The 24238-nt window shown below is 53.5% G+C and carries 22 protein-coding genes; 21 read left to right on the top strand and 1 reads right to left on the bottom strand.

Translation table 11 applies throughout. From position 1 onward, the window contains the following. Positions 1-115 precede the first annotated feature (115 nt). From ACFOLF_RS11350 to ACFOLF_RS11300, 11 genes are all read left to right on the top strand, one after another. Positions 116-1447, top strand: a complete 1332-nt coding sequence (locus ACFOLF_RS11350; RefSeq protein ID WP_210038133.1) for a four-carbon acid sugar kinase family protein — start codon at positions 116-118, stop codon at positions 1445-1447. Continuing rightward, on the top strand, positions 1444-2442 hold the full coding sequence (gene pdxA / locus ACFOLF_RS11345; protein WP_210038134.1) for a 4-hydroxythreonine-4-phosphate dehydrogenase PdxA: 999 nt from the start codon (positions 1444-1446) through the stop codon (positions 2440-2442). The genes ACFOLF_RS11350 and pdxA overlap by 4 nt, the downstream gene beginning before the upstream one ends. A gap of 59 nt (positions 2443-2501) precedes the next feature. After that, on the top strand, positions 2502-3485 hold the full coding sequence (locus ACFOLF_RS11340) for an amidohydrolase family protein (RefSeq protein WP_210038135.1): 984 nt from the start codon (positions 2502-2504) through the stop codon (positions 3483-3485). A 17-nt stretch (positions 3486-3502) separates the two neighbouring features. Beyond that, positions 3503-4372 (top strand): aldo/keto reductase, encoded by an 870-nt coding sequence (locus ACFOLF_RS11335; protein ID WP_210038136.1) that lies wholly within the window; start codon positions 3503-3505, stop codon positions 4370-4372. 71 nt (positions 4373-4443) lie between these two features. After that, positions 4444-6582 carry a hypothetical protein gene (locus ACFOLF_RS11330; protein ID WP_210038137.1) on the top strand — a complete coding sequence of 713 codons (2139 nt, stop codon included), beginning with the start codon at positions 4444-4446 and terminating at the stop codon, positions 6580-6582. Positions 6583-6763: 181 nt separating this feature from the next. Beyond that, complete coding sequence (locus ACFOLF_RS11325; protein WP_210038138.1) at positions 6764-7474, top strand: cyclase family protein; 711 nt, start codon at positions 6764-6766, stop codon at positions 7472-7474. A gap of 31 nt (positions 7475-7505) precedes the next feature. Beyond that, positions 7506-8300, top strand: coding sequence for an aldo/keto reductase (locus ACFOLF_RS11320; protein WP_210038139.1), 795 nt, complete (start codon positions 7506-7508; stop codon positions 8298-8300). Positions 8301-8586: 286 nt separating this feature from the next. After that, positions 8587-9660, top strand: coding sequence for a LacI family DNA-binding transcriptional regulator (locus ACFOLF_RS11315; RefSeq protein WP_379114075.1), 1074 nt, complete (start codon positions 8587-8589; stop codon positions 9658-9660). 91 nt (positions 9661-9751) lie between these two features. Then, complete coding sequence (locus ACFOLF_RS11310) at positions 9752-10915, top strand: Gfo/Idh/MocA family protein (protein ID WP_210038140.1); 1164 nt, start codon at positions 9752-9754, stop codon at positions 10913-10915. A gap of 32 nt (positions 10916-10947) precedes the next feature. Further along, positions 10948-11574, top strand: a complete 627-nt coding sequence (locus tag ACFOLF_RS11305; protein ID WP_210038141.1) for a ThuA domain-containing protein — start codon at positions 10948-10950, stop codon at positions 11572-11574. 118 nt (positions 11575-11692) lie between these two features. Further along, entirely contained in the window at positions 11693-12787 is a 1095-nt protein-coding gene (locus tag ACFOLF_RS11300; RefSeq protein WP_210038142.1) for a Gfo/Idh/MocA family protein, read from the top strand. 217 nt (positions 12788-13004) lie between these two features. Here the strand turns inward: ACFOLF_RS11300 and ACFOLF_RS11295 are convergent, their stop codons facing one another. After that, on the bottom strand, positions 13005-13298 hold the full coding sequence (locus tag ACFOLF_RS11295; RefSeq protein WP_379113916.1) for a small acid-soluble spore protein SspI: 294 nt from the start codon (positions 13296-13298) through the stop codon (positions 13005-13007). 86 nt (positions 13299-13384) lie between these two features. On the opposite strand from ACFOLF_RS11295, the gene ACFOLF_RS11290 reads away from it, so the two are divergent. The 10 genes from ACFOLF_RS11290 to ACFOLF_RS11245 all read left to right on the top strand — a co-directional run bounded on the left by ACFOLF_RS11290 (position 13385) and on the right by ACFOLF_RS11245 (position 24146). Beyond that, positions 13385-14050, top strand: coding sequence for a potassium channel family protein (locus tag ACFOLF_RS11290; protein ID WP_210038143.1), 666 nt, complete (start codon positions 13385-13387; stop codon positions 14048-14050). A gap of 8 nt (positions 14051-14058) precedes the next feature. Then, positions 14059-14856 carry a TrmH family RNA methyltransferase gene (locus ACFOLF_RS11285; protein WP_379113918.1) on the top strand — a complete coding sequence of 266 codons (798 nt, stop codon included), beginning with the start codon at positions 14059-14061 and terminating at the stop codon, positions 14854-14856. 423 nt (positions 14857-15279) lie between these two features. Next, on the top strand, positions 15280-16197 hold the full coding sequence (locus ACFOLF_RS11280) for an oxidoreductase (RefSeq protein WP_210038144.1): 918 nt from the start codon (positions 15280-15282) through the stop codon (positions 16195-16197). 494 nt (positions 16198-16691) lie between these two features. Beyond that, positions 16692-17255: a GNAT family N-acetyltransferase gene (locus ACFOLF_RS11275; RefSeq protein ID WP_210038145.1), complete on the top strand. Its 564-nt coding sequence runs from the start codon at positions 16692-16694 to the stop codon at positions 17253-17255. After that, positions 17228-17536, top strand: coding sequence for an SDR family NAD(P)-dependent oxidoreductase (locus tag ACFOLF_RS11270; protein ID WP_210038146.1), 309 nt, complete (start codon positions 17228-17230; stop codon positions 17534-17536). The genes ACFOLF_RS11275 and ACFOLF_RS11270 overlap by 28 nt, the downstream gene beginning before the upstream one ends. Before the next feature lie 82 nt (positions 17537-17618). Then, positions 17619-19385 (top strand): histidine kinase, encoded by a 1767-nt coding sequence (locus tag ACFOLF_RS11265; protein WP_210038147.1) that lies wholly within the window; start codon positions 17619-17621, stop codon positions 19383-19385. Beyond that, complete coding sequence (locus tag ACFOLF_RS11260) at positions 19354-20388, top strand: response regulator (protein WP_210038148.1); 1035 nt, start codon at positions 19354-19356, stop codon at positions 20386-20388. The genes ACFOLF_RS11265 and ACFOLF_RS11260 overlap by 32 nt, the downstream gene beginning before the upstream one ends. 254 nt (positions 20389-20642) lie before the next feature. Then, complete coding sequence (locus ACFOLF_RS11255; protein WP_210038149.1) at positions 20643-22310, top strand: extracellular solute-binding protein; 1668 nt, start codon at positions 20643-20645, stop codon at positions 22308-22310. A gap of 38 nt (positions 22311-22348) precedes the next feature. Further along, the gene (locus tag ACFOLF_RS11250) at positions 22349-23245 is read left to right on the top strand and encodes an ABC transporter permease (protein ID WP_210038150.1); all 897 of its coding nucleotides are present in this window, start codon (positions 22349-22351) and stop codon (positions 23243-23245) included. A 16-nt stretch (positions 23246-23261) separates the two neighbouring features. Further along, positions 23262-24146 carry a carbohydrate ABC transporter permease gene (locus tag ACFOLF_RS11245; protein ID WP_210038151.1) on the top strand — a complete coding sequence of 295 codons (885 nt, stop codon included), beginning with the start codon at positions 23262-23264 and terminating at the stop codon, positions 24144-24146. The last annotated feature ends 92 nt before the right edge of the window (positions 24147-24238 follow it).

The raw sequence follows: 24238 nt of genomic DNA, 5'->3' as shown, positions 1-24238 counted from the left end.
GCGCTTGCGGAGCTTTGTTCCTCGAATTTACCAGCATGCGCAGCCGACTTTTTTGAGCCTGCAAGCCAACCGGGCTGCGGGCAAGTGATCCTCTTTGATTACGAAAGGAGAAGCTATGGAATTTGCTATGATCGCCGATGATCTTACAGGTGCTAACGACAGCGGCGTGCAGCTGGCAGCGAGCGGCTACAGCGCGTCGGTGCTGTTCCGGCTTGACGAGGAAGCCCCGGGCAGTGTTGATGCGGTTGTGCTCAATACGGACAGCCGTGCGGATTCGCCCCAAACTGCCTACGCCAAGGTGAGGAATGCTGCCGATTATGTGAGCAGGCTATCCGCCGGAATCGTATACAAGAAGCTCGATTCAACGCTTCGGGGAAATATCGGAGCCGAGCTTGATGCGGTGTACGACGCGTTCAAGCCGGATTTTATTGTGCTTGCGCCGGCATACCCCGGCAATGGCCGGACAACCGAGAACGGGTACCAGTACCGGAGCGGGACGCTTGTTCATAATACAGAAGCAGCCCATGACCCGGTAACGCCGGTGACGGAATCCTATATACCAAAGCTGGTGGGAATGCAAAGCCAGCGGGCGTGTGCGCTCATCACCCGCGATGAGCTGATGGATCAGTCTGCGCTGACCGTAAAGTTGGAGCTGCTGCACAAGGCCGCGGTTGCGTACCTTCTGTTCGATGCCCTATATGATGAGGATCTGGATCATGTGGCAAGGTCGATGGCGGGCAGCGGTCTGCGCATCGTCTGGGCAGGCTCGGCAGGGCTTGCCCGCAGCCTGGCGCTGCAAGCTGCGGATCGGGCATGGGGCGGCGGGGCCGGATTGAAGTCACAGAAACCGGGGACCGGACAAGGCCCATCCTCCGGAATGGGGACACAGCCGGCGCTTGCCGTTATCGGCAGTGTCAGCGGCATCTCCAGAGGACAACTGACCTATATGCTGGAAGCGGGAGTGAACGGTGTGGCCGTTCAATCCGATTTGCTTGTTGGCGGCGGCGGCGCCCGCAATCAGGAGATTCACCGTGCGGCGGTTGAAGTTGGAGCTTCCCTGTCAAGCGGGAAGGACACCGTATTGTACTGCTCCGCCAGTGAAGAAGATATCATTCGCGCGAAGGCGATGGGAGAGCGGCAGGGACTGCGTCCCACAGAGGTGGGGGCTGTCATTGCCGAGGGGCTTGCCGAGGCATTGGTGGAAGCGCTGCCAGAGTGTGAGCCGGCCGGCTTTGTCATGACTGGCGGCGATACCGCGGGACATATCTGCTCGCTGATCGGGGCGAAACGATTCGACCTGCTGGGCGAAGTGGAGACGGGCGTTCCGTTGGGGCGTCTGATCTGCAGGGACAAGCAATGGACGGCAGTGACCAAGGCGGGCGGATTTGGCACGAAGGCAGTGCTGCTGCAGGCAATGAAACGAATTAAGGAGGCGAGTCGGATATGAAGCCGATTATTGGTATTACGATGGGCGATGCGGCGGGTGTGGGCCCGGAGGTAATTGTAAAAGCACTGGCAACCCAAGAGGTGTTCGACCTGTGCCGGTCAGTTGTTATCGGGGATGCCGGAATTCTGGAGCGGGCCGTTCGGGTAACAGGGTCGCCCGTGGTGATCAGACGCGTCCAGTACATGAGCGAGGCGTTATATGACAAGGGGAGCATCGATTGCATCGATCTGAATGTGCTGCCGGATGATCTGCCCTTCGGCGTTCTGTCGGCAAGCGCGGGCGATGCCGCATACCGCTTTATCGCCAAGGCGGTGGAACTGGCGCAGGCTGGGGAAATCGATGCCATCTGCACGGCTCCGCTCAATAAAGAGGCGCTCCATATGGGCGGCCACCGGTTTCCGGGGCACACGGAGATTCTGGCCCATTTAACGGAAACCGAGGATTACTCCATGATGCTGGCCACGCCAAATCTGAAAGTTATCCATCTGACAACGCATCTTGGACTTATCGATGCGATCGCAAGTATCAATCCGGAGCGGACCTACCGCGTAATCAAACTGGCACACGACACATTGGAGCAGGCGGGCTTCCCTAATCCGACGATCGCGGTGTGCGGCATTAATCCTCATGCCGGGGAGAACGGATTGTTCGGATACGGCGAAGAAGAAGAGAAGCTGGTTCCCGGCATCAAGCGTGCGCTTGAAGAGGGTATTCAGGTATCCGGTCCTTATCCGGCGGACACGCTGTTCTACCGGGCGGCCCGCGGCGATTTTCAGATGGTGGTGGCTTGCTATCACGACCAGGGGCATGCGCCGATCAAGGTGCTCGGAATCGAGGCCGGGGTTAATATTACCGTCGGACTGAAGGGCGGCGTGATCCGCACATCGGTCGATCATGGTACGGCGTTCGATATCGCGGGCACGAACAAGGCTGACGAACGCAGCATGATCGCGGCAATCCGCTATGCCGCAGAGCTTGCCCCGAAGATACGCTAGAGCTATTTTTCCATAAAAGAATTTCATAGTAGATGGAATCATGTCTGAAGGGGGAATAGATGATGAAATGGCAAGCGACAGATGCATACTCTCATTTCGGTCTGCCTCGTTTCGGTTCGGTTGAGCAGCTGCTTCACTATATGGATGTTCATGAGATAGAGCGCGCGGTCACGGTGCTGGGTCCGCTTGTGCCGGACCTTCAGTCGCTGGCACGGGCAAGCGCGGAGCATGCCGATCGTCTGCGGTGTGTCGGCATCCCTTTCGGGGAAACGAAGGCGCAGCGCCAGGAGATTATCCGGCTCCAGCTGGATGCCGGGGCGATGGCGATCCGGTTCGAATACCGCGAAGCGATGGAAGACCCGGAGGTGCTGGATATCGTCGGGGAAAGGGGGCGGTGGGCTTACGGAATCGACGCATGCCGCGACCAGCGGATAGCGAAGCTTTATCTGGAATGGCTGGCCCGTTATCCGGATGCGAGGCTGGCTGCGCCGCACTTCATGTACGCCGGCTTTCAGTCAAATGATGCCGAGCGTGCAGGAGGTTTCATCACGGAGCTGATGGGTCATCCGCGTTTCTACGGTATTCTGGTACGGAACCTGGGGATGTGCGGTTCTATTCCCCCGCATGACGAATATAAAGCGTGGATCAACTATGTGCTGGAGCATTGCGGAGCGGAGCATCTCATGTGGGGCAGCGAGTATCCTGTCCTCTTCTGGCGCAATGAGCGCGCGGAAGCGGCGCTTGAGCTGTTCCGCGGATTTATGGACACATGCAGCGAGGAGCAGTTCCGCCTGATCGCCGGTACTAATGCGAATGAGCAGTTCTTCTCCGGCGAGCCTCCGGCATCCCGGGCGATCGAAATTCCGGGATGGGTAGAGGAGCAGTTCCGCAGGAACCGCAATGTGACCTTCTTTCCGAAGGGGCTTGAGCTGCCTGTTGACGATTACGAACGGCTTCTGGCGGCTTATATGAATTCACCTGCGTTCAGCCAGGGCGCAAGCATGTCGGATTATTTGCTGAAGACCTGGAAAAGCGATATGTAAGGAGGCAGCCAGCTGATATGGAGTACACGAAACTTGGCAAAACAGGTGCAACCGTCAGCCGCGTCGGCTATGGCGGGGCGGCGGCCGGACTGAAAAATTATTTGCATGCCTTTGACCCGGAAAATACCGAAGACCGGCGCCGCATCATCGCTTCCATCGAAGAGTCGCTTGCTTCGGGCATTAACTATTACGACACAGCGCCTGCCTATGGTGATGGTCAAAGCGAAGCGATACTGGGCGAGGCTCTTGAAGGAGTCAAGGCGAGCGGCTCTTATCCGCTGTTCCTCTCTACCAAGATCGCCTACCGCCAGCGCGGGGAGCTGCGCGCCTCGCTTGAGGCAAGCTTGAAGCGGCTTCGCCGGGACCGGATTGATTTGCTGCAAATCCACGGCGACTCCTTCAAGCCGGAGCAGACCGACGATATCCTCAGCAGCGGCGGCATGGCAGAGCAGATGCTTCGGTTAAAGGAAGAAGGGCTTGTCGGCCATATCGGCTTCACAAGCGAAGATAATAATGACGCGGTGTACCGTCTGATCCGCAGCGGCGCTTTTGATACGGTACAGCTCTGCTACAATTTTATTTTCCAGCATCCCTATGAGCCTAGCCGACCCTTCGGCAGCCTGCTGGAAGCGGAGAAGGCCGGGATGGGCATTCTGACGATGCGCACCCCGACCTCGGGCACCTTCCAGCGCTGGATTCAAATGGTGAACCCCGGCAATACCTTCGACTATACGCCAGCGCTGATCCAGTTCGTGCTGTCCAACCCTTATGTGGACGTGGCCCTCATGGGCATGCGCGATGCGGAGATTGTGCGCAGCAATGTGAACATCTGCAATGATTTCGAAGGGCGGATCAGCCTCGATGAGCTGCACAGCCGCTACGTATAGGCTTCGATAAAAAGTTGAACGGGACGTTGGATATACAGGCTACTATGGTTACTAAGGAAAGGAAATGACCCATGACGGATAATACCTTCTGGTACCAGAAGCAGCTGCGCATTCTGCAGACCGTGCTTCGCGAGCCCGATATCGTCGATTATGACGCCCAATCGGTGGTGGCGTATTTGGAGAGCATTCACTCCAACTGCATTATTGTTAACGGCGGCGGGATTGTCGACTTCTTCCGGCATAATCTGGTCACCGCCAATCCCAATCCCTTTATGCAAGGCGAAGATATTCTGAAGGACCTCACGGATGCCTGTCATGCAAAAGGCATCAAAGTGGTTGTCCGGGTTGATTTTCGCGGCGTGGACAAAAGGATTTATGAGCTGCGTCCCGACTGGTTCAGCATCAATGCGCAGGGGGAGCCGCTTATCCGCGACAATCCGCTGCATTCGGCTATTTTTCAACCCTGCTATCAGAGCAAATACCGCAATGAGCATGCCTATGCCTTTATAGATTACCTGTTTCAGAATTACGATATCGACGGGGTATGGGAAAATTCCTATAACCAGTGGGGCATCTGTTACTGCAAAAGCTGCTCGGACCGCTACCGCAGCGAAATCGGCAAAGAGCTGCCGCGCGGCGGGGATTTCTTCGATCCCCATTACGACGAGTACCGCGTCTGGAAAGCGGCCTGCGTCGAGGAGCATTTGCGCGACTGCCGCGCCGTTGTGAAGAAATACGGAGAGGACAAAGCTTTCGCTGCGGAGATATTCGGCCTGTATCATGACCAGTTCAAGGGCAGCAGCCATGATCTGTACGCCATCAGGGAGCATTTTGATTTCCTGGTCACGCCGTTGTTCACTGCCGATCATGAACCGCTTAACGGGCCATCCACGCTGATCAAATTTCTGAAGAGCCTGTCGCCGGACAAAACGCCGGTCATGCTGTTCGGCCACCTGGGCACCAACAACAATTTGCGCTACATCTCTTCTCCGAAGCAGGAGACGAGGCTGTGGATGTGGGAAGCCATCAGCGCCGGCGGTTCGTTCTGGAATGTAATCTTCAACGGAGCGCATCCCGGATCGACCTATGACCGCCGCAACGCCATGCTTTCCGCGGATATTTATGACTATATGGAACGCCATGAGGATGTTCTGACCATTCAGAATACAGACCCTGAAGTAACGGTTCTCTATTCAAGAGCATCCAATGCGGCGCTGGGTAACCATGACCGTTCCAAGGACGCTTATATGACGCATCTGATCGGGCTGGAGCAGGTGCTTACCGACCGCCGGATTCAATACCGGCTGCTGACGGATGACCGGCTGAACCTGGAGACGCTGGCTCAAACCCGCGTGCTGATTCTCGCCAATGCGGCTTGTCTGTCCGATAGGGAGACAGAGACGATCCGCAGCTATGTGAAGGCCGGGGGCAAGCTGATTTCGACCGACCGCACCTCGCTGCTCCGCGAAGATGGATCGGAACGCCATGATTACGCGCTTGGCGATGTGTTTGGCTGCTCGTTCACGGGGATTGTCAAGGATAATTCGACGTTCGGCTACCAGAAGATAAGAGAGCGTCATCCCCTGACCCAAGGGTTCGAGGATACGGAGCTGCTGGCAAGCTGGGGACCGCAGCGTCTGGTCCGCAGAACGGCGGATACCGCAGAGTCCATCGTAACCTATGTGCCGCAAATTTTCCCTCAGCCGCCTGAGCGCTCCTGGCTGAGAAGCTACGATACCGAATATCCGACGCTTCTATTGAACCGTTATGGACTTGGCGAATCGGTGTTCTTCCCGTATGGCGCGGACCGGAATATCTGGCTGCACGGCCATGCCGATTTTGCCGGGCTGCTGGCGGGCAGCGTGGATTATTTGCTTGGCAGCCATTATAAAGTCAGCACGACTGCGCCATCCAGCGTTCATTTCAGCCTGAATCGCAGCGGTTCAGACGGGGATGCCTACATTTTGCATGCGGTGAACACAACATCGCTGCCAAGACGCCCCATTCTGGAGACGATTCCCGTAACGGATGTGGAGGTTTCGCTGACGCTTGCGGGCTCGCGGGTTCAGGAATTCCGCAGCCTGCATGAGGATGCGCCGGTTCAGCTCATCTCCTCCGATACCCGGGATGACGGCAGCCTCTTGCTGCGAATCGCAATTCCGAAAATCTATGAGTATACCGGACTTTATATCAAAGTTGGCGAGGCGTGAATTCATCTCATCCCGTCAAAGCGACGGGGAAATTGAACATGATCTGAGAGGGCTTTTTTCCAAACTAAAAGTCTTGCCTTGCTGCATGGCGTCATGAGAAGCCTGAAGAGAAGCCGCAAGGTGCCGATCACGATTCCGCAAATCTGATCCATGCCACAATATTTACAAGGAGGGGATCAATATGTCTAAAGTCAGCCAGCTGGCGGAGCTATTGTCCACGATGAAGGTCGTGGATCTGTCCCACACGCTGGAGGAAAATATGCCGGTCGTTCAGTCTCATTCCCGTTATTACCACACGCTTCTGGATTCTTTCGAAACGGGAAGCATCGCCCTGGCCTATCAGCTGATGATGAGCGAGCATTGCGGGACGCATATGGATGCGACTGCGCATTTTATTCAGGAAGGGCACCCCGCCCACCTGTATATGGATGAAACGCCGGTCGCCAAGTTTTACGGCCGCGCGCTGACGCTGGATTTCTCCCATTACACAGCCAAGGATGAAGTAACAGCAGAGGAAATTGAGCGGTGGGAGCGGGATAATCAGCCGATTCTAGCGGGCGATATTGTATTCTTCCGCTTCGGCTGGGACCGTTATTGGGTTCCCCGGACCAAAAGTCTTGATTTCAGCGTTGCCTGGCCGGGTATTAATAAAGAAGCGGCTGAGCTTCTGGTGGCGCGGGACATTAAAGTTGTCGGCTGTGACGCTATTGCCATCGATGGCAGCAGCGCCGATAAATCACCTGCCCATTATGTGCTGCTGGGCAATGGGGTGAACATTATCGAAAATCTGACCCGGCTGGATCAGATTCTTGGTGAATCCTATGTTATGGTAGCGCCGCTTAAGGTAAAGCAAGGTTCTGGCGCGCCGATGCGCGCGCTTGCTTTTGTATAGAAAATACAGATAGTCGAGAGGACGATGACCGATGAACCGGAGTTTTGGAATGGGTCTTGGAGGCCACTCGTTTATCGAAGCGCTTGGAAGCGATCCGCTTGCTTCCTTCGAGGAGCAGTGCGCTATCGTCGCTGCTTGTCTGGATAACGGCATCGCGGTTATCGATACGACCTATTATCAGGAGCGCGTGGCGCTGGGCAGAGTTCTGGAGCAGCTGGGCCGGCGGGATGAGGCGCATATTATGGCCTGGAATTTCTTCAAGCCCGCAGTTGAATCAGATGAGCTTCCGGGGCCGACGCCTTATGAGGCGGAGCATATCGATATTATGCTGGAGGAGCTTGGAACCAACCGGATCGACACGCTTGTGATTCATGTACACAACGATAGAAGCAGGTTCGGGCAAGAACTGAAGCTGGCGCAGGAATGGCTGTCCGCGGGCAAGATCAAGCGTGTGGCTCTGGGCATGGCTCGTGCGGAGGATCTGAAGGGGCTGCCGGACAAGCATCCCGTATCCTGTGTGCTTGCGCCTTATAACGCGTTTAACCTGGGCGCGGAGGAAGTCTTCAAGCTGGCCAGGACTGCGGGTATGGAGGTGCTTGCCCTATCTCCCTTCATACGCGGCTGGAAGCTGGAGGAGATCGGGGAGAAAGAGAATGCTCCAGGCATTCTGCTGCGCTGGGTTGCGCAAAGCACGCTTGTCGATAAAGTGATCGTTTCCATGCGCAAACCGGAATATGTGAGGGGTAACCTGCAAATATTGAAGCAGGGCCAGTTGAGCATCAGTGAGCAGGAGAGGCTTGTGGGCTGGGTGAACCGTTTCAAATGAAACCCCGGGCGCATCAGACCGGGGTTCAAAGATAAACATGAGAAGCGGGAATCAGGCGCAGTGCCGGATTTCCGCTTCTTTAATTGAATTCATAACTCTGCCGCAAAGGACGGCGGAGCCGTTTCTTCTTGACATGCTTACCAGGGCCGCGAGAAGGCATGAAACTGCCGGGAGCGGACGCCTTATTTAGGATTGACAGGGAGGCGCTTACATGAGAAAATGTACGCGTGTACACTGCGTGGGTTTTCCATCTGACAAGACACAATGAAACGAGGTTTAATCGCGGATTAAACCCAAGCAGAATTGGGAGGAAGGACTTATTCGCAGAAGAGAGGTCGCTAGGCTTGCGGGTGTGTCGGAAGCTACCGTTTCGCGGGTGCTTAATGGGGTCGGACCGGTTAAGGAGGACACGAGGGAGCGGGTGCTGGCCGCGGCCAGGCAGCTGAATTATGTTCCCAGTGCGCTGGCGCAGCGGTTTGCACGCAGCAAAAGCGGCAATCTGGGCGTCATACTGCCTCTGCTGCCCAAGGTCAATCTGTTCTCGACCTATTATTTCTCGGAAATTCTGAGCGGGATCGGCGTAACGGCCAAGGAACGCGGCTACGATCTGCTGCTCTTGTTCCGAAAACCGGATGAGTCCAGGGATTACGCGAACTTGTTCCGCACTCAGAAGGTGGACGGCTGTATTATTCTTGGCGCACAGGATGTACCGGGCGAGCGTGCGGCATTAGCAGAGCTGCAGGAGGGGAATTATCCTTTTTGTCTGGTGAATCAGCGGTTCGACGGCGAAGCCTATAATACGATTGACGCCGACCAGGGCATGGGCAGCCATGAGGCTGCGAGAACTCTCATCGGACAGGGCTGCAGACGAATCCTGTTTCTGAATGGTCCGGATGTGTACTCCAACAGCGTGGATCGTCTGGACGGCTACAAGCAGGCGCTGGAAGAAGCCGGATTGCCCTTCGATCCCGCGATGGTGCTGACCGGCAATTACAGCCGGACAAGCGGCTATCAGCATGCGGAAGCCGTTGCCGCCATGATAGGCGCAGGTCTCGCGGACGCGGTTATCGCCGCCAATGACCGGATGGCGATTGGTCTGCTGCAAGGCTTGAAGGAGCGCGGAATGCGCGCCGGCGTGGATGCCGCCATTATTGGCTGCGATGACTCCGAAGGCGCAAGATTGACGGATCCGCCGCTGTCCTCCATTATGGTCCCTTTTTATCAGATCGGGTGCGAGGCTGCTTCCCAACTGCTAGGTATTATTACGGCGGATAGCAATGATCAGGACCGGCAGGAGGTTATTCATGTCAAACTGCCCGTACGGCTCGTGGTACGGGCATCATCCAGGACTCCGACATAAACGTGTTTGATTCTTAATGCGGAACCTGCCACTTTCTATCTGCGGCGGAACCCGGACTTAGATATCCAATTGAATGAGGAGGGCACAATGTATGAGTAATATTCGTGTCGGTATGATTGGTTATAAATTTATGGGCAAAGCCCACAGCAACGCCTACCGGGCGCTGCCGATGTTCTTCCCGAATGTGCCGAAGCCGGAGATGAAGGCGATCTGCGGCCGCGATCCGGAAGGGCTGGAGCAGGCACGAGCCCAATTCGGCTGGGAATCGTCCGAGACCGATTGGCGCGCTCTGATCGCCCGCGATGATATTGATCTGATCGATATCAACGCCCCAAGCGACGCCCATAAGGAGATCGCGCTTGCTGCAGCGGCCGCGGGCAAGCATATCTTCTGCGAGAAGCCGTTGGCGCTTAACCTGGCTGATTCTGTGGAAATGCTGGAAGCTGCGGAGAAAGTGGGAATCAAGCATCTGGTTGGCTTCAACTATCGGTTTGCGCCTGCGGTTCAGCTTGCGAAGAAGCTGATCGCGGAAGGGCGGATCGGCAAGATTTATCATTTCCGCGGCATGTTTCTGCAGGATTTTATCGTGGATCCGGACTTTCCTCTTGTCTGGCGTCTGCAGAAGGAAATTGCCGGCTCCGGCTCGCTTGGCGATCTTGGCGCGCATGTGATCGATATGGCCCGCTTCCTGGTAGGTGAGTTTCAGGAAGTGATCGGCATGAATGAAACTTTCATTAAAGAGCGTCCGCTTCCATCCGCCATGACCGGACTCAGCGCCAAAGGCGACAAGGATGCTCCGCGCGGTCCTGTTACCGTCGATGATGCCACGCTGTTCCTGTCACGATTCGATAACGGGGCGCTTGGCAGCATTGAAGCGACGCGTTTTGCTCCCGGACACCGCTGCACGAACTCCTTTGAAATCAACGGCAGCAAGGGCAGCATCAAGTTCGATTTCGAGCGGGTCAACGAGCTTCAGGTTTATTTCACGGATGATGCCGCAGATGTTCAGGGTTTCCGGCGTGTGCTGGCAACCGATCCGGCGCATGCGTACAGCGAAGCCTGGTGGCCGCCGGGCCACACGATCGGATACGAGCATACCTTCACGCATGAGCTGCATGAGTTCATGCTGGCTCTGTCGGAAGACCGTCAGCCGGTTCCGAATTTCCATGACGGGGTAGCGTGCCAGGCAGTACTGGAGGCCGTAGACAAATCAATTGAGGAACGCCGCTGGGTCGCGATTTCCGAGCTGCGCTAGAAAACGAGTCAGATGAAGAAAGGTGTGTTGAAATGAGAAAGGCATTGATCGTATGGGGTGGATGGGATGGCCATCAGCCAAAGGAAGTAGCGGCTATTTTCGCCGATTTGCTGCGCAAGGAGAACTTCGAGGTAACCGTGTCCGATACGCTTGACGCCTATAAGGATGCCGATCTAATGGCGCAGCTGGATCTGATTGTTCCCGTGTGGACCATGGGGACGATTGAGAAGGAGCAGCTGCGTCCGCTGCTGGATACCGTTCAAGCCGGCTGCGGGATTGCCGGCTGTCATGGCGGGATGTCGGATTCCTTCCGCAATGAGGTGGAATACCAGTACATGGTCGGCGGCCAATGGGTGGCTCACCCGGGCAATGACGGGGTGCTGTATGAGGTGAATATGGTGGATGCCGAGGATCCGCTTACGCAGGGAATCGGCGATTTTGAAGTTTCTTCGGAGAAATATTATATGCATATCGACCCTGCAGTCCGGGTTCATGCGACAACCTCTTTCGGCGATGTCAAGATGCCGATTGTCTGGAGCAAGACCTGGGGAGAGGGCCGCGTATTCCATAACACATTGGGACATCAGGCCAGTATTGTGGAAATCCCGCAGGTGCTTGAGCTCATGCGCCGCGGCTTCTTGTGGGCTGCGCGCGGTTAGTTAATGTCTAACGGGGTCAGCCGTTTCTTCATTTATACTTGCGGCGTTCTGCACGGAGCAGGCCGCCGCGGCTTCACGGCATGTATTCATTGTCATAACCTTAGGAGGGTTCCCTATTATGAAGCGGGTTAAAGTCGGTATTGTCGGCTGCGGTAATATCAGCAAAATTTATTTCACCAATTTGCAAAAATATCCAGAGCTCGAGCTTGTCGCTGCGGCTGATCTGGATCTATCCCGTGCCGAGCAGCGCGCGCAGGAATTTAATCTGGATAAAGCCTATACCGTCGATCAGCTGATGGCCGATCCCGAGATTGAAATTGTCGTGAATCTGACGATTCCCAAAGCGCATGCATCGGTATGTCTTCAGGCATTGGAGTCCGGCAAGCATGTTTACGTAGAGAAGCCGCTGGCTGTAACCCGCGAAGAAGGGCAGCAGGTGCTCAAGCTGGCGAAGGAGAAGGGGCTGCGCGTTGCAAGCGCGCCTGAAACGTTTCTGGGCGGGGGCATTCAAACCTGCCGCAAGCTGATCGACGACGGCGCAATCGGAACGCCGATCGCGGTTAGCGGGTTTATGATTGGCGGCGGACATGAGAGCTGGCATCCGGATCCGGAGTTTTATTATGAGGTTGGCGGCGGTCCGATGTTTGATATGGGACCGTATTATTTGACCGCTTTTGTTAATTTGCTGGGGCCGATCAGACGCGTAACGGGCTCTGCCGTTATCTCTTATCCGGAGCGCACCATCACAAGCGAGAAGAAACGCGGCCAGAAGATCAAGGTCGAGACGCCGACGCATATCGCGGGTGTGCTGGATTTTGAAAGCGGCGCGGTCGGAACGCTGATTACCAGCTTTGACGCCAAGGGAGGAACATCGCTGCCGAACATTGAAATACACGGCAGCGCAGGGACCCTGCTGGTGCCGGACCCGAACGGTTTCGGCGGCAAAGTGAAGCTGAGAAAAGCGGGCGGAGAATGGGAAGAGATTGCGTTGACTCACGGCTACACCGACAACAACAGGGGAATCGGCGTTGCCGATATGGCCCGGGCCATCAATGAAGGCGGACCGCATCGTGCGAACGGGGAGCTTGCCTATCATGTGCTTGAGGCTATGCATGGGTTCCATGATGCTTCCCGTGACGGCAAGCACTACAACATGGAGAGCACCTGCGAGCGTCCTCAGCCGATGCCGGCGCTTGAAACCCAATCCAAATAAGCAAACAATCAATCAGCTTGCCTTCCCGGCAAGCTGGTTTTTTTGTATGACTCAGGAGCATAGGATATGGAAAAAGAATTGGCGTTATGGCGGTTCGTTATGTATATCCGGGCGCGCCAAAGAATCATAGCCGGCGCGGCCCGTCATGAAGAAGGAGAGGAATCAATTCTGTTTTACTGGCGGCAGAAAACACCGGATATGGAACTGGATTCGATCCTTAACTCGGACTTGGAGGAGCGTTTTCTGCGGAACGCAGATGGTTATATAAGGTTTGCACCATTCGGTTCTGATCGGGAGAAGGGCTGTTCTTCCAGATCATTTCGAACAGGACGCCTAGACCTGGAAGCGCCTTTTCATCGGTGCCGATGGACCCTTCGATAACCTCCGTAAGTTCTTCACCTGTTTTGTCATGTACGCGCTGGACGATGGCCTGACGCAAATCAAGTATGTTCAAGGGGATCCCTCCATTATCGATTTCGGGTTTAATATATCCCGCAGCGTCTGGTTTCATCCCGCCTCCCTCGTATCGGATATAGAGGAAAGCTGTGGTATAATAAGAAAAGTGTGTTCACCTGAATACAAGGAGTGTGCGGACTTTTGGCAAAGAAGCAATTTGCAGTCATTGGAATGGGACGTTTCGGTTCAAGTGTCGCCAGCGCTTTGTCCAATCTGGGTTTTGAAGTGCTGGCCATCGATTCGGATGAACAAAAAACGCAGGATGTCGCGAGTATAGTGACTCATGCCGTTTCGGCGGATACGACGGATGAGGACGCGCTTCGGGCGCTCGGCATCCGCAACTTTGACGTGGTTGTCGTCGCGATTGGAGCGGATATCCAAGCGAGCATTTTGACCACCCTGATCTTGAAGGATCTGGGCGTGCCCAAGCTGATCGTCAAGGCGCAAAATGAGCTGCACGGCAAGGTACTCAGCAAAATTGGCGCAGACAAGGTTATTTTTCCGGAACGGGATATGGGCCTTCGGGTTGCACATCATCTGATTTCGCCCAATATTCTGGATTTTATCGAGCTGTCGGATGACTACAGCATTGTCGAGATGAAGGCGCCTGCCCAAGCGGTTGGGAAGAACCTGAAGCAGCTGGATATCCGGGCTAAATATAAATGCAATGTGCTGGCGATAAAAACCGATAATCACATGAATATATCTCCTTATGCGGACGATATTATAAAGGACAACGATATTCTGGTTATCGTCGGTAAAAATCAGGATTTGACAGATCTTGAAATCGTATATGCGGAAGGCTGAACCAATCTGTGAATAAACCAATATCCCATATTACTTCCATACAAAATGATACCGTGAAGGCGATGGCCGCCTTGCTGGACAAGAAGCATCGTGACCGCAGCGATGCTTTTCTGGTTGAGGGTGTTCATCTTGTCCAGGAGTCGCTGCTTGCCGGCGCTGACGTCCTGAAGGTTGTCTATGATGCTGCACGCGGCATCCCGGCCGAGCTTCGGGAGCTGCTGGAACAAAGCAGCTGCGAGCTGATTGCCGCTTCTTCCGCAGTTATGTCCAAATGCACGGGAACCGACAGCCCGCCGCCGGTATTCGGCATCGTTGCCAAGCTTAAGCCCGACTTGTCCGCTTTATACCGGGAGCATTCGCTGGTTGTGGTGCTTGACGGCGTCCGCGATCCCGGCAATGTCGGGACCATTATCCGCAGCGCGGATGCAGTGGGAGCGGATGCGGTGCTGATAGGCGATGGCAGTGTGGATTTATACAATCCCAAGACCGTCCGTTCCACGATGGGATCGCTGTTTCATTTGCCTATTGTTGAAGGAAGTCTGTCGGACTATCTGCCGGAGGCGGCAAGCAGAGGAATTCAGCTGGTTGGCACCAGTCTGCAGGCGGAGAAGAGCTGCTACAGCCATAACTGGACGGTGCCGACGTGGCTGCTGCTGGGCAGCGAGTCGCACGGTTTGTCGCCGCTTGCGCTTGAATCGGTCAGCACCAGCGTTATTATTCCCATGCGCGGGCAATCGGAGTCGCTGAACGTGGCTATGGCAGCCACGGTGCTGCTGTATGAGGCGCTGAGACAGCGGGAATTTTAAACGAATAATAATTCCTGTCCGCTGTGAATTATAAGGTAAAATGGAAACTGATTTATAAGATAGTTTGCGACTGTTTATAATATCAAAATGAAACGGCTGGATGGCAGCAGATCCTTGTACCACAAGGGTTTGCTGCCATTTGGTTTATGTGAGTCTTTTATAGTGAAGTTTATCGATTTTGGAAATATGGTAATTATTTACTAAAAATGTGAGTTTCATATTCACAGACCAGCATCTAGCCGAAAGAAGGAGCCTTTAGGGACTCCTTCTTTTTTATTATTGAACATTTCCGGCGAAGTTGTTGGATATGAAACAAAACTGCGTTGATTAGCGATTGAATTAGCTTGTCAATTCTATATAATAATCAACATAAGTTAAATAAACAACGATAGTTGAATTAATAATATGACGGGGGGAATCATTGTGGAAAACATTTGGACAGCCGAAAAAATGCCGAATCAACAAGGGACGAGAGTGGTGATTACCGGCGCGAGCAGCGGTATCGGTTATGAAACCGCTCGGGCTTTTGCATCGAAAGACGCCGAGGTGGTGTTTGCCATTCGAAATTTAGAAAAAGGAGAGGAGATCGCCAGACAACTTAAAAAAGAGTATCCGAACGCATCGCTGAAAATGATGAAGCTGGACCTTAGCGATCTTTCCAGCGTCCGCCGATTTGCCCAAGAGTATAAGCAATCTTATGATTCGCTTAAGCTTCTCATCAATAATGCCGGCGTCATGACCCCGCCTTTTCAAAAAACCAAGGATGGTTTCGAGCTCCAGTTCGGCAGTAATCATCTCGGTCATTTTGCGCTTACTGGACTTATGTTGCCGATGATGAGTCATGTCCCTTCTTCTCGCGTCGTCACTCTAAGCAGTACCGCTATAAGAGGAGCCAAAATTAATTTCGATAATCTCGATGGCAGCAATGGCTACAACAGAGTGAAATTTTATGGTCAAAGCAAGCTAGCCAATTCATTATTTGCCCAAGAGTTAAATGTACGGTTGAGGGCAAGCGGCTCGAATACCATCAGTCTGGGCAGCCACCCGGGAAGAGCGAATACCAATCTGTTCTCGCTTGGATCCGAAAAAACAGGACCCCTTATGAAAATTGTTAAGGCACTCTTAGCCCCGCAATCCGCGGAGATGGGTGCTTTACCGACCTTGTATGCGGCAACTTATCCCGTACTCAAGGGAGGCGAATACATCGGTCCGGATGGAAAAGGCGGAAACAAAGGGTATCCGAAGGTGGACACGTCCGTTCTGAAATTATATGATCCGCAGATTACCAAACAGTTGTGGGATGTGTCGGAGTCCCTTACCGGTATTTCGTATTTATCTTAAAGAGAGTTTAACCGGCAATATGCAAGACTAACGGCCGTAACTGAATTTGCTGGAACAGCCAATGTTATGGTGGATGTCCGGAGCTGTAGGATCGCTTGTAGTTAAAATGAAATCCGAGTCGGATAAACTTACAAGTGTTGCGGCAACCGACTCTGCCCGGTACGGGCAGCGCTTGAAGATGACCCGACGAATTAAGCCGGTTGTCCTGAACTCCAGGGCAGCCGGCTATTTGCCGCGAGCAGACAATCCGTTCAGTGGCCGACTACTTCAGAGGAGCCGGTCCATCTAGAATGGGCTTTTTTTGTCTCAAATGATATTATAACTAACAGGAATTGTAATTCAGAACACGTTTGAGGTTGTTTTTTCAAGAATGTGCAGGTACCGAAGATCGAAATTTCAGCTCCAAGGGGGTGCCAAGCAGCACCTCTTCTTTCATCTGCGGGAGTATAACGGGAAGGCTGTTTGAGTGATATGATATTGATAGGAGGGATAACATGCAGCTTAGCTCTAAACAAATTTTTATTCGTCGACTTCAAATGGAGGACATGAATTCCTTGCTTGATCTGCGTGTTCGAAATCGACAGTTTTTTCAGCCATTTGAACCTATCATTGCGGATTCTCACTATAGCCCAGAAGGACAAAGAGAATTACTTGAAAAAGTGCATCAAAGCTGGGAGAACGGATCTGGATATGGTTTTGGAATCTTCTTAAATGATAATAGTCGCTTGGTCGGAAGGGTTAATTTAAGCAATGTTGTTCTTGGCGCATGGGAAAGTTGTACAATTGGTTATTTTCTGGATGAAGCATTTAACGGAAGGGGATTAACCACCGAAGCCGTTTATTTGGCTGTCCAGTTTGCATTCGGGCACGCAGCATTACATAGGGTACAAGGCGCCGTTATGCCCAGGAACGTCGGATCCATTCGGGTTCTTGAAAAAGCAGGATTTCGTTATGAGGGTTTCTCAGAATATTATTTGAAAATTAATGGAAAGTGGGAACATCATAATATATATAGTATTACCCGTGAATTATGGGATCCCGGGAAGACGGCGATGTAACGTTTGAACCAGGTAAAGCCGTGATTTGTTATGCCAATAGTGCTCCGATTGAAGAAATGGAGGGGGAGGACTTTCGTACCCAGATCGAGACGAACCTCTTCGGTGTCGTAAACGTAACACGAGCGGCGCTTCCGATGCTGCGCAAGCAGCGTTCGGGTCATTTTATCCAATTCTCTCCCTTGCCTCCACACCAAAAAAGCCCGACCTCACACGGCGGGTTTTTCGGTATGCCGGAAACAATAATCACCATGAAACAATTCAGCTGCAAAAATTCATGCTAAAAGTTCCACACTGCATTACCCACCACCCTTGTGATAAGATAATCCTGTTCTCTACACTCATCGCATTGGAGGCGCCTGGCGCATGGAACAGGACCACCGCTTTTCATTGATCAGGTCTCTCAAGGGCAGACTGGCCATTATATTGACGATCGCGACGATCATTCCTATATTGCTGACCGGGTATATCTCTTACCGGTGGATCTATATTGTGCAAACCCAGAAGATCGAGGCGGATTGGCTGGATACGGTGCAGCGGGAGCGGGACGAGCTTGAACGGAAGCTCGATGAACTCGGCAGGGTGTCGCAGCTGATGGATATCGAGGGCGGGATCGGCCGGGACGTTGTTACGTTCATAACCAGCAAGGATTCGTTCAACCGTTCGATCCTGTTCCGCAATATTAATCAGTCCGTAGCGAACGTGAATTTCTCCAACCCCAATTTGGGGGTTATGTTCTATTACGCGCCGGAGCTGGCGGAGCCTTTATTATTTCCCAATGCCAGTGTGAAGATTAATTTCAAGCCGGAAAATCTGAAAGCGTTCTTCAAGCAGAAGCTGTTCACTTATTATGGGCCTTATGAATCACTGGACCAAGGAAATCAGCAGGAGCTCGTGTTCTCTCTGCTCCGCAAGCTGGAATATGGGAATGGGCGCTCGATCTATGCCTATATTGAGACGAAGGTCGTCGGACTCGAAGCGCTGTTCACTGCTGCAGCCGAGCCGGATTCCACGGTGGATTATCCCGTATATCATGTGCTGACGACGCCGACGGGGCAGGCTGCATTCAGCAATATGGCGGATGAGTCGGTTGATATCGGGACAACATTTGCTGTGCCAGAAGGGACGTATCAGACCTTTCAGGCTGCAGGAAGGCAGGGCTGGACGCTATACCAGCTTATTCCCAAGGATGCATACAACCGCGAGATGAACAAATGGCTGTCGCAGTTTATCCTGTTTGCTTCGTTCTCGCTCATTCTGGGCATCGTTCTCGCCTGGCTGATCTGGCGGATGGTGTACAGACCTATACGCATCATCAACAGGGAAATCACGAGATTCAGCTACAATCCGTCTCTGACGAGCGTATCGGCAACCGGGCTTGCGGAGTTCAATCACATACTGGCTAACTTTCACCAAATGAGCCGGCGCATATCGGAGCTGATCTCGGATGTGGAGGACAAGGAAAAGCGAAGAGGCCAGCTCGAGGTGGAGAAGCTGCTTGTGCAGATCAATCCGCATTTTCTTCATAACACGTTGAATACGATTCAATGGCTGGCCAGATTGGAGGGTCAGACAAATATTGCGAGGCTGGTATCGATTTTTACGAGGGTATTGCATTATAATCTGGGCAAGAAGAATATTATCGTTACCGTGAAGGAAGAGGTAGACGCCGTCCGCGATTATATCGAGCTCCAGAATATCCGGTATGATCATTCCTTCAATGTGAAGCTGCTCGTAGACCCGGACTGCCTTGATGTTCCGATTCCGCGGTTCATTCTTCAACCGCTTGTGGAAAATGCGCTGTATCACGGCTTCGACGACGACGATAAAGGTGAAATCGAAGTTGCGATAACCCGGGAGAAGCATGCGCTCTATTTGCGGGTGACAGACAATGGCAAGGGAGTGCCGGAAGAAAAGCTGCTGGAGATGCTGGAGGAAAGTGACATCCAGCTGCACAAGTCGGGGCTTGGGATCGGTTTAAGATATGTGAAAAAAATGTTATCCGTCTATTATGGCGCAGAAGCGCAGCTGATGATTGAAAGCGGAGCCGGCATCGGTACGACGATCGCTATTCGGCTCCCGGATACCTTAAGAGGAGTGGATGTCCTTGATTCAGGCCCTGATCGTGGATGACGAAAGCCTGGTGCGCAAAGGGATGCGGCTAATGTTCCCGTGGAATAAATTCGGAGTTGAGATTGCAGGGGAAGCGGCGACGGGCGAGAAGGCCATGGAGTTTCTGCGGGCGCACCCCATCCAGCTGCTGATGACCGATATTACGATGCCCGGGATGTCAGGGCTGGAGCTGGTCAGACAAGCGCAGGAGCTCGATCCCGCAATCAAGGTCGTCATTCTGACCTGTCATCAGGATTTCGATTTCATCCAGGAAGCGCTTCGCATGGGAGCGGTCGATTATATCGTCAAGACCCAGCTTGAGGAGATCGATCTGGACCTCACGATGGAGCGAATCCTCAGAGCTGTCCGCCAGGATCTTCCAGGGAGCGCTCTTGTCAAAACGAAGCCTGCGCATGCGCGGAAGGCGGCAGCCGAGCGGGCGGCGGGAGCGCTGTGGGTCATGGATGACGGTAGCTTCCAGGCATTGGCGGATGCGGTCGCGGAGCTGGAAGGAAGCGATGCTGCGGAGCTTCAGCCGATTCTGCTAGCCGCCATGGAACGATGGAGGCGGAGCTTCCCGATGTTCGGTTGGGACAAATGGTCCAGTCCGCCTGGGGAGGAGACAGCAGTCTGGCTGCAAGGGCTTCGCGCTGAGTTGGCCGCATGGCTGCGTAGCTCCGCCTATTCCGAGGATGTCATACGCTCAATCGTCAAGGCGGTTGATCTGATCACGGAGCAGCCTGGCGTGCATATGAAGCAGAGTGAGATCAGCCAATTGGTGAACCTGAGCAAAAGTTATTTCAGCACCAGCTTCCGCGGTATTACGCGGCTGACGTTCAGCCACTTCCTGCAGGCCGCAAGCCTGCATGCGGCAAGGGAGCTGCTCATTGCAACGAACCATCCCGTCTATTGGATCGCCGAGAAATGCGGCTTTACGGATCAGCGTTACTTCAGCAAATTATTCAAGGAACAAACCGGACTGCTGCCAAGCGAATACAGACAGCGGCATGCGGAGCGAGCCTGATTCTATCCAAACCCGAGAGCGGATCACGGCCTTTCAGCCTGAACGCGATCGGGTTTTTGTGCTTTTTTATGATGAATCATCAGCCGAGAGAGAACATTTTCTTCAAAAGCTGCGGCGAATATTTTCTCCAGGCTCCAATGAGAAGAAAATATTCGAACTTACTTAGAATCAGAGCCGCTCACGGGGCTGTGCAAGCGTTTGCTATAATCATGGTGCAATAGAAAATAGATAAGGGGAAAGGTGATATCCTCATCATGAAAAATCGAAAACAGGGAATTGCGCTTTTACTATCCGTCATTCTCATCCTGACGCTGGCAGCATGCAGCGGGGGCAACGGGAATAACGAAGGAGCGGCGCCCGAAGCGAACGCACCAGCCAATGAAACTCCCAAACCGGATGTTCCGGCAGAGCCTTTGGGCAAATATGATCCGCCGATTGAAGTAACGGCTGTGCGGGGGATAACCGAGGGAACGAAGTACAATGAAGGGGAATCGCTTGAAAATAACGTCTGGTCGAAAGCATATGAGAACGACCTGGGCGTTAAAGTCAAATACTTATGGACGACGCCTACCGCCCAATATGACCAGAAGCTGAATATCGCCATCGCTTCGGGCGATCTGCCCGATATTACGCCGGTCAGCGCATCGCAGCTGAAGGGCCTTGTCGAAGACGATGCACTGGAGGATTTGACCTCCCTCTATGATCAATATGGATCCGGGCTTACGAAGGACATCATGTCGCAGGACGGAGGCAATGCCATCAAATCCGCAACCTTCGACGGCAAGCTGTACGGCCTTCCTAACATGACCTCCGGACTTGGCCAAACGCATGTTTTGTGGGTGCGGACCGATTGGCTGAAGAAGCTGGGGCTGCCTGAGCCGAAGACGATGGATGATGTGATCAAAACCGCTGAGGCTTTCGTCAAGAACGACCCGGATGGCAATGGCAAAGCGGATACTTACGGCCTGGGCATCAACAAGGATATTTTCGGGTTCTACGCCGGTATGCAGGGCTTCTTCAACGGATTTCATTCCTACCCCAACACCTGGGTGAAGGATGCTTCCGGCAAATTGGTTTATGGAAGCGTACAGCCTGAGACGAGGGCGGCTTTGCTCAAACTGCAGGAAATGTACAAGAATGGACTGCTTGATAAGGAATTCGGCACGAAGGATGCAACGAAGGTAAGCGAATCCGCCAATGCCGGCAAGCTGGGATTATTCTACGGCTTCTTCTGGAATGCGGGCTGGCTCCAGGACGGCAAGAATGTGGATCCCGCCATGGAATGGAGGGCGATTCCGATCGTTTCGGCGGATGATCAGCCGGCCAAGGCTCAGGTGCCTTTTGCCATCAGCACGTACTATGTGGTCAAAAAAGGAGCCAAAAATCCGGAAGCGGCCGTCAAGCTGCTGAATTTTGACTTCGAGAAGCTTTGGGGCAAAACGGCGCAGCCGGATGTGTACAGCTCAAGCAACAACATCGCGCTGTTCGAATACGCGCTCCTCTACGGCGAAGCGCCGCGCAAGAACCTGGACGCTCATCTGAATGTGGTCAAGGCGCTGGATTCCAAGGATCCGTCTGCTCTGAATACGGAAGAGAAGGGCTACTACGACAATATTCTGGCCTACCGCGCAGGAGACAACAAGATGTGGGGCAATAATCTGATGTACGGTCCTGAAGGCGCACTGGCGGTTATCGAAGGCTACTCCGAGAAATCCCAGCTTGTCGACGATGCCTACTACGGAGCTCCGACGCAGGGAATGACGGATAACAATGCGACGCTTCAGAAGCTGCAGCTTGAAGTGTTTACCCAAATCATCATGGGCGGCTCCATCGACGGGTTCGATAAATTTGCAACGCAGTGGAATGATCTTGGCGGCAGTACGATTACCGGAGAAGTGAATGATTGGCAAGCCTCCCATTAAGGGAGAGCTTCCTCCGGGAGGGAAGAGGCGAATACGCAATGAAACGTAAGACCATCCGGGAACTGCCCTTTCACCTGATGATTCTTCCCGGATTTCTCCTGGTGCTCGTCTACAGCTACGTGCCGATGGCAGGAATCATAATGGCGTTTGAGAGATTTGTTCCGTCCAAGGGGATGTTTCATTCCCCCTGGGTTGGATGGAAGAACTTCGAATACATGCTGCATCTCCCCGGAACGTTAAGCGTGCTAGGCAACACCTTCTTCATCGCGGGAATGAAAATGATCGGGGGCATTATCGTTCCCGTCACCTTCGCCCTGCTGCTGAACGAAGCCCGTCACCGCCTGTTCAAGCGGAGTGTGCAGACGATTATTTATTTTCCGCATTTCCTGTCATGGATCATTCTGAGCGGGATTCTGATTGATATCCTCTCTCCATCGACAGGCATTGTCAACGGATTGCTTGGTTCGCTCGGCATTCCCTCCGTTTATTTTCTGGGCGATCCCGGCTGGTTCCCTTACACGCTGGCGCTGACCGATGTCTGGAAGGAATTCGGGTACGGAACGATAGTCTATCTGGCTGCCCTGACCAGCATCAATCCGGCCCTCTATGAAGCCGCTTCAATTGATGGGGCAGGGAGAATCCGGCAGACGGTGAGCGTGACGCTGCCCGCCCTGCTGCCGATGATCGTGCTTATGTCGGTGCTCAGTCTGGGGAATGTGCTCAATGCGGGCTTCGAGCAGGTATTCAATCTGTACAGCCCGCAGGTCTACAAAACAGGCGATATTATCGATACGCTAGTCTTTCGCATCGGGCTTGAAAATGCCAATTACGGCGTAGCAACAGCAGTCGGATTGTTTAAATCGGTCGTCTCCTTCGTCATGATCGGCGTGTCCTACGTACTCGCTTACCGGCTGACGAACTATCGGATTTTCTAGGAAAAGTGGGTTGATCATGAATAAACACGCATCTATGGGCAGACGGACGTTTCTCGCGTTCAACTACTTGTTCCTGACGGCGGTAGCCGTGGCCTGTCTGTTTCCGTTGCTGAACGTGCTTGCCATTTCGTTCAGCTCCAGCGACGCAGTGGGATCGGGAAAGGTGAGTCTCTGGCCTGTCGGCTTTAACCTGAAATCCTATTCTTTTGTCCTGAGCAAGCCCGAGTTCGGGCAAGCCTTCCTTATTTCACTGGGCAGGGTGGCTGTTGGCGTCCCGCTGAACATGCTGCTTACGATCTTGATCGCCTACCCCTTGTCAAAGGGAATCAGGGAATTTCGTTTCCGGAACTTCTATGCCTGGTATTTCGTCCTGACCATGCTGTTCAGCGGGGGATTGATTCCCTGGTATATGACCATCAAGATGACTGGCATCATCGACACGTTCTGGGCGCTTATTCTTCCCGGAGCGGTGCCGGTATTCAACGTCATCCTGCTGCTGAATTTCTTCAAATCGCTGCCGGATGAGATCGATCAGGCCGCACAGATCGACGGGGCAGGCAGATGGCAGGCGCTGTGGCGGATTGCCGTTCCCTTGTCGGCTCCGGCAGTCGCTACACTGACGTTGTTCTGCATTGTCACGCATTGGAACGCCTGGTTCGACGGGTTGATACTGATGAACAGGCCGGACAATTATCCGCTGCAAAGCTATCTTCAGACCGTTATCATCAACCGCGACTTATCGCTGATGACGGCGAATGATGTCTTGAAGTGGGCCGAGGTATCCGACCGGACGTCGAAGGCGGCTCAAGTATTCGTCGCGGTGCTTCCTGTCCTGTTCGTCTATCCCTTCCTGCAGAAGTATTTCGCGGAGGGCATTGTCATGGGAAGCGTGAAGGGGTAATCGCCCAAGCGCAGGCGCCATGCCAAGGGTACAACAGCGGTCGGAAGATCACATGGCACTGGAGCGGCTCTCGGGTGAACAGATATTATTTA

This window comes from Paenibacillus sepulcri (assembly GCF_042647105.1).
GTDB classification, from domain to species: Bacteria; Bacillota; Bacilli; order Paenibacillales; family Paenibacillaceae; genus Paenibacillus_Z; species Paenibacillus_Z sepulcri.
This window is presented reverse-complemented; position numbering and strand designations above follow the sequence as displayed.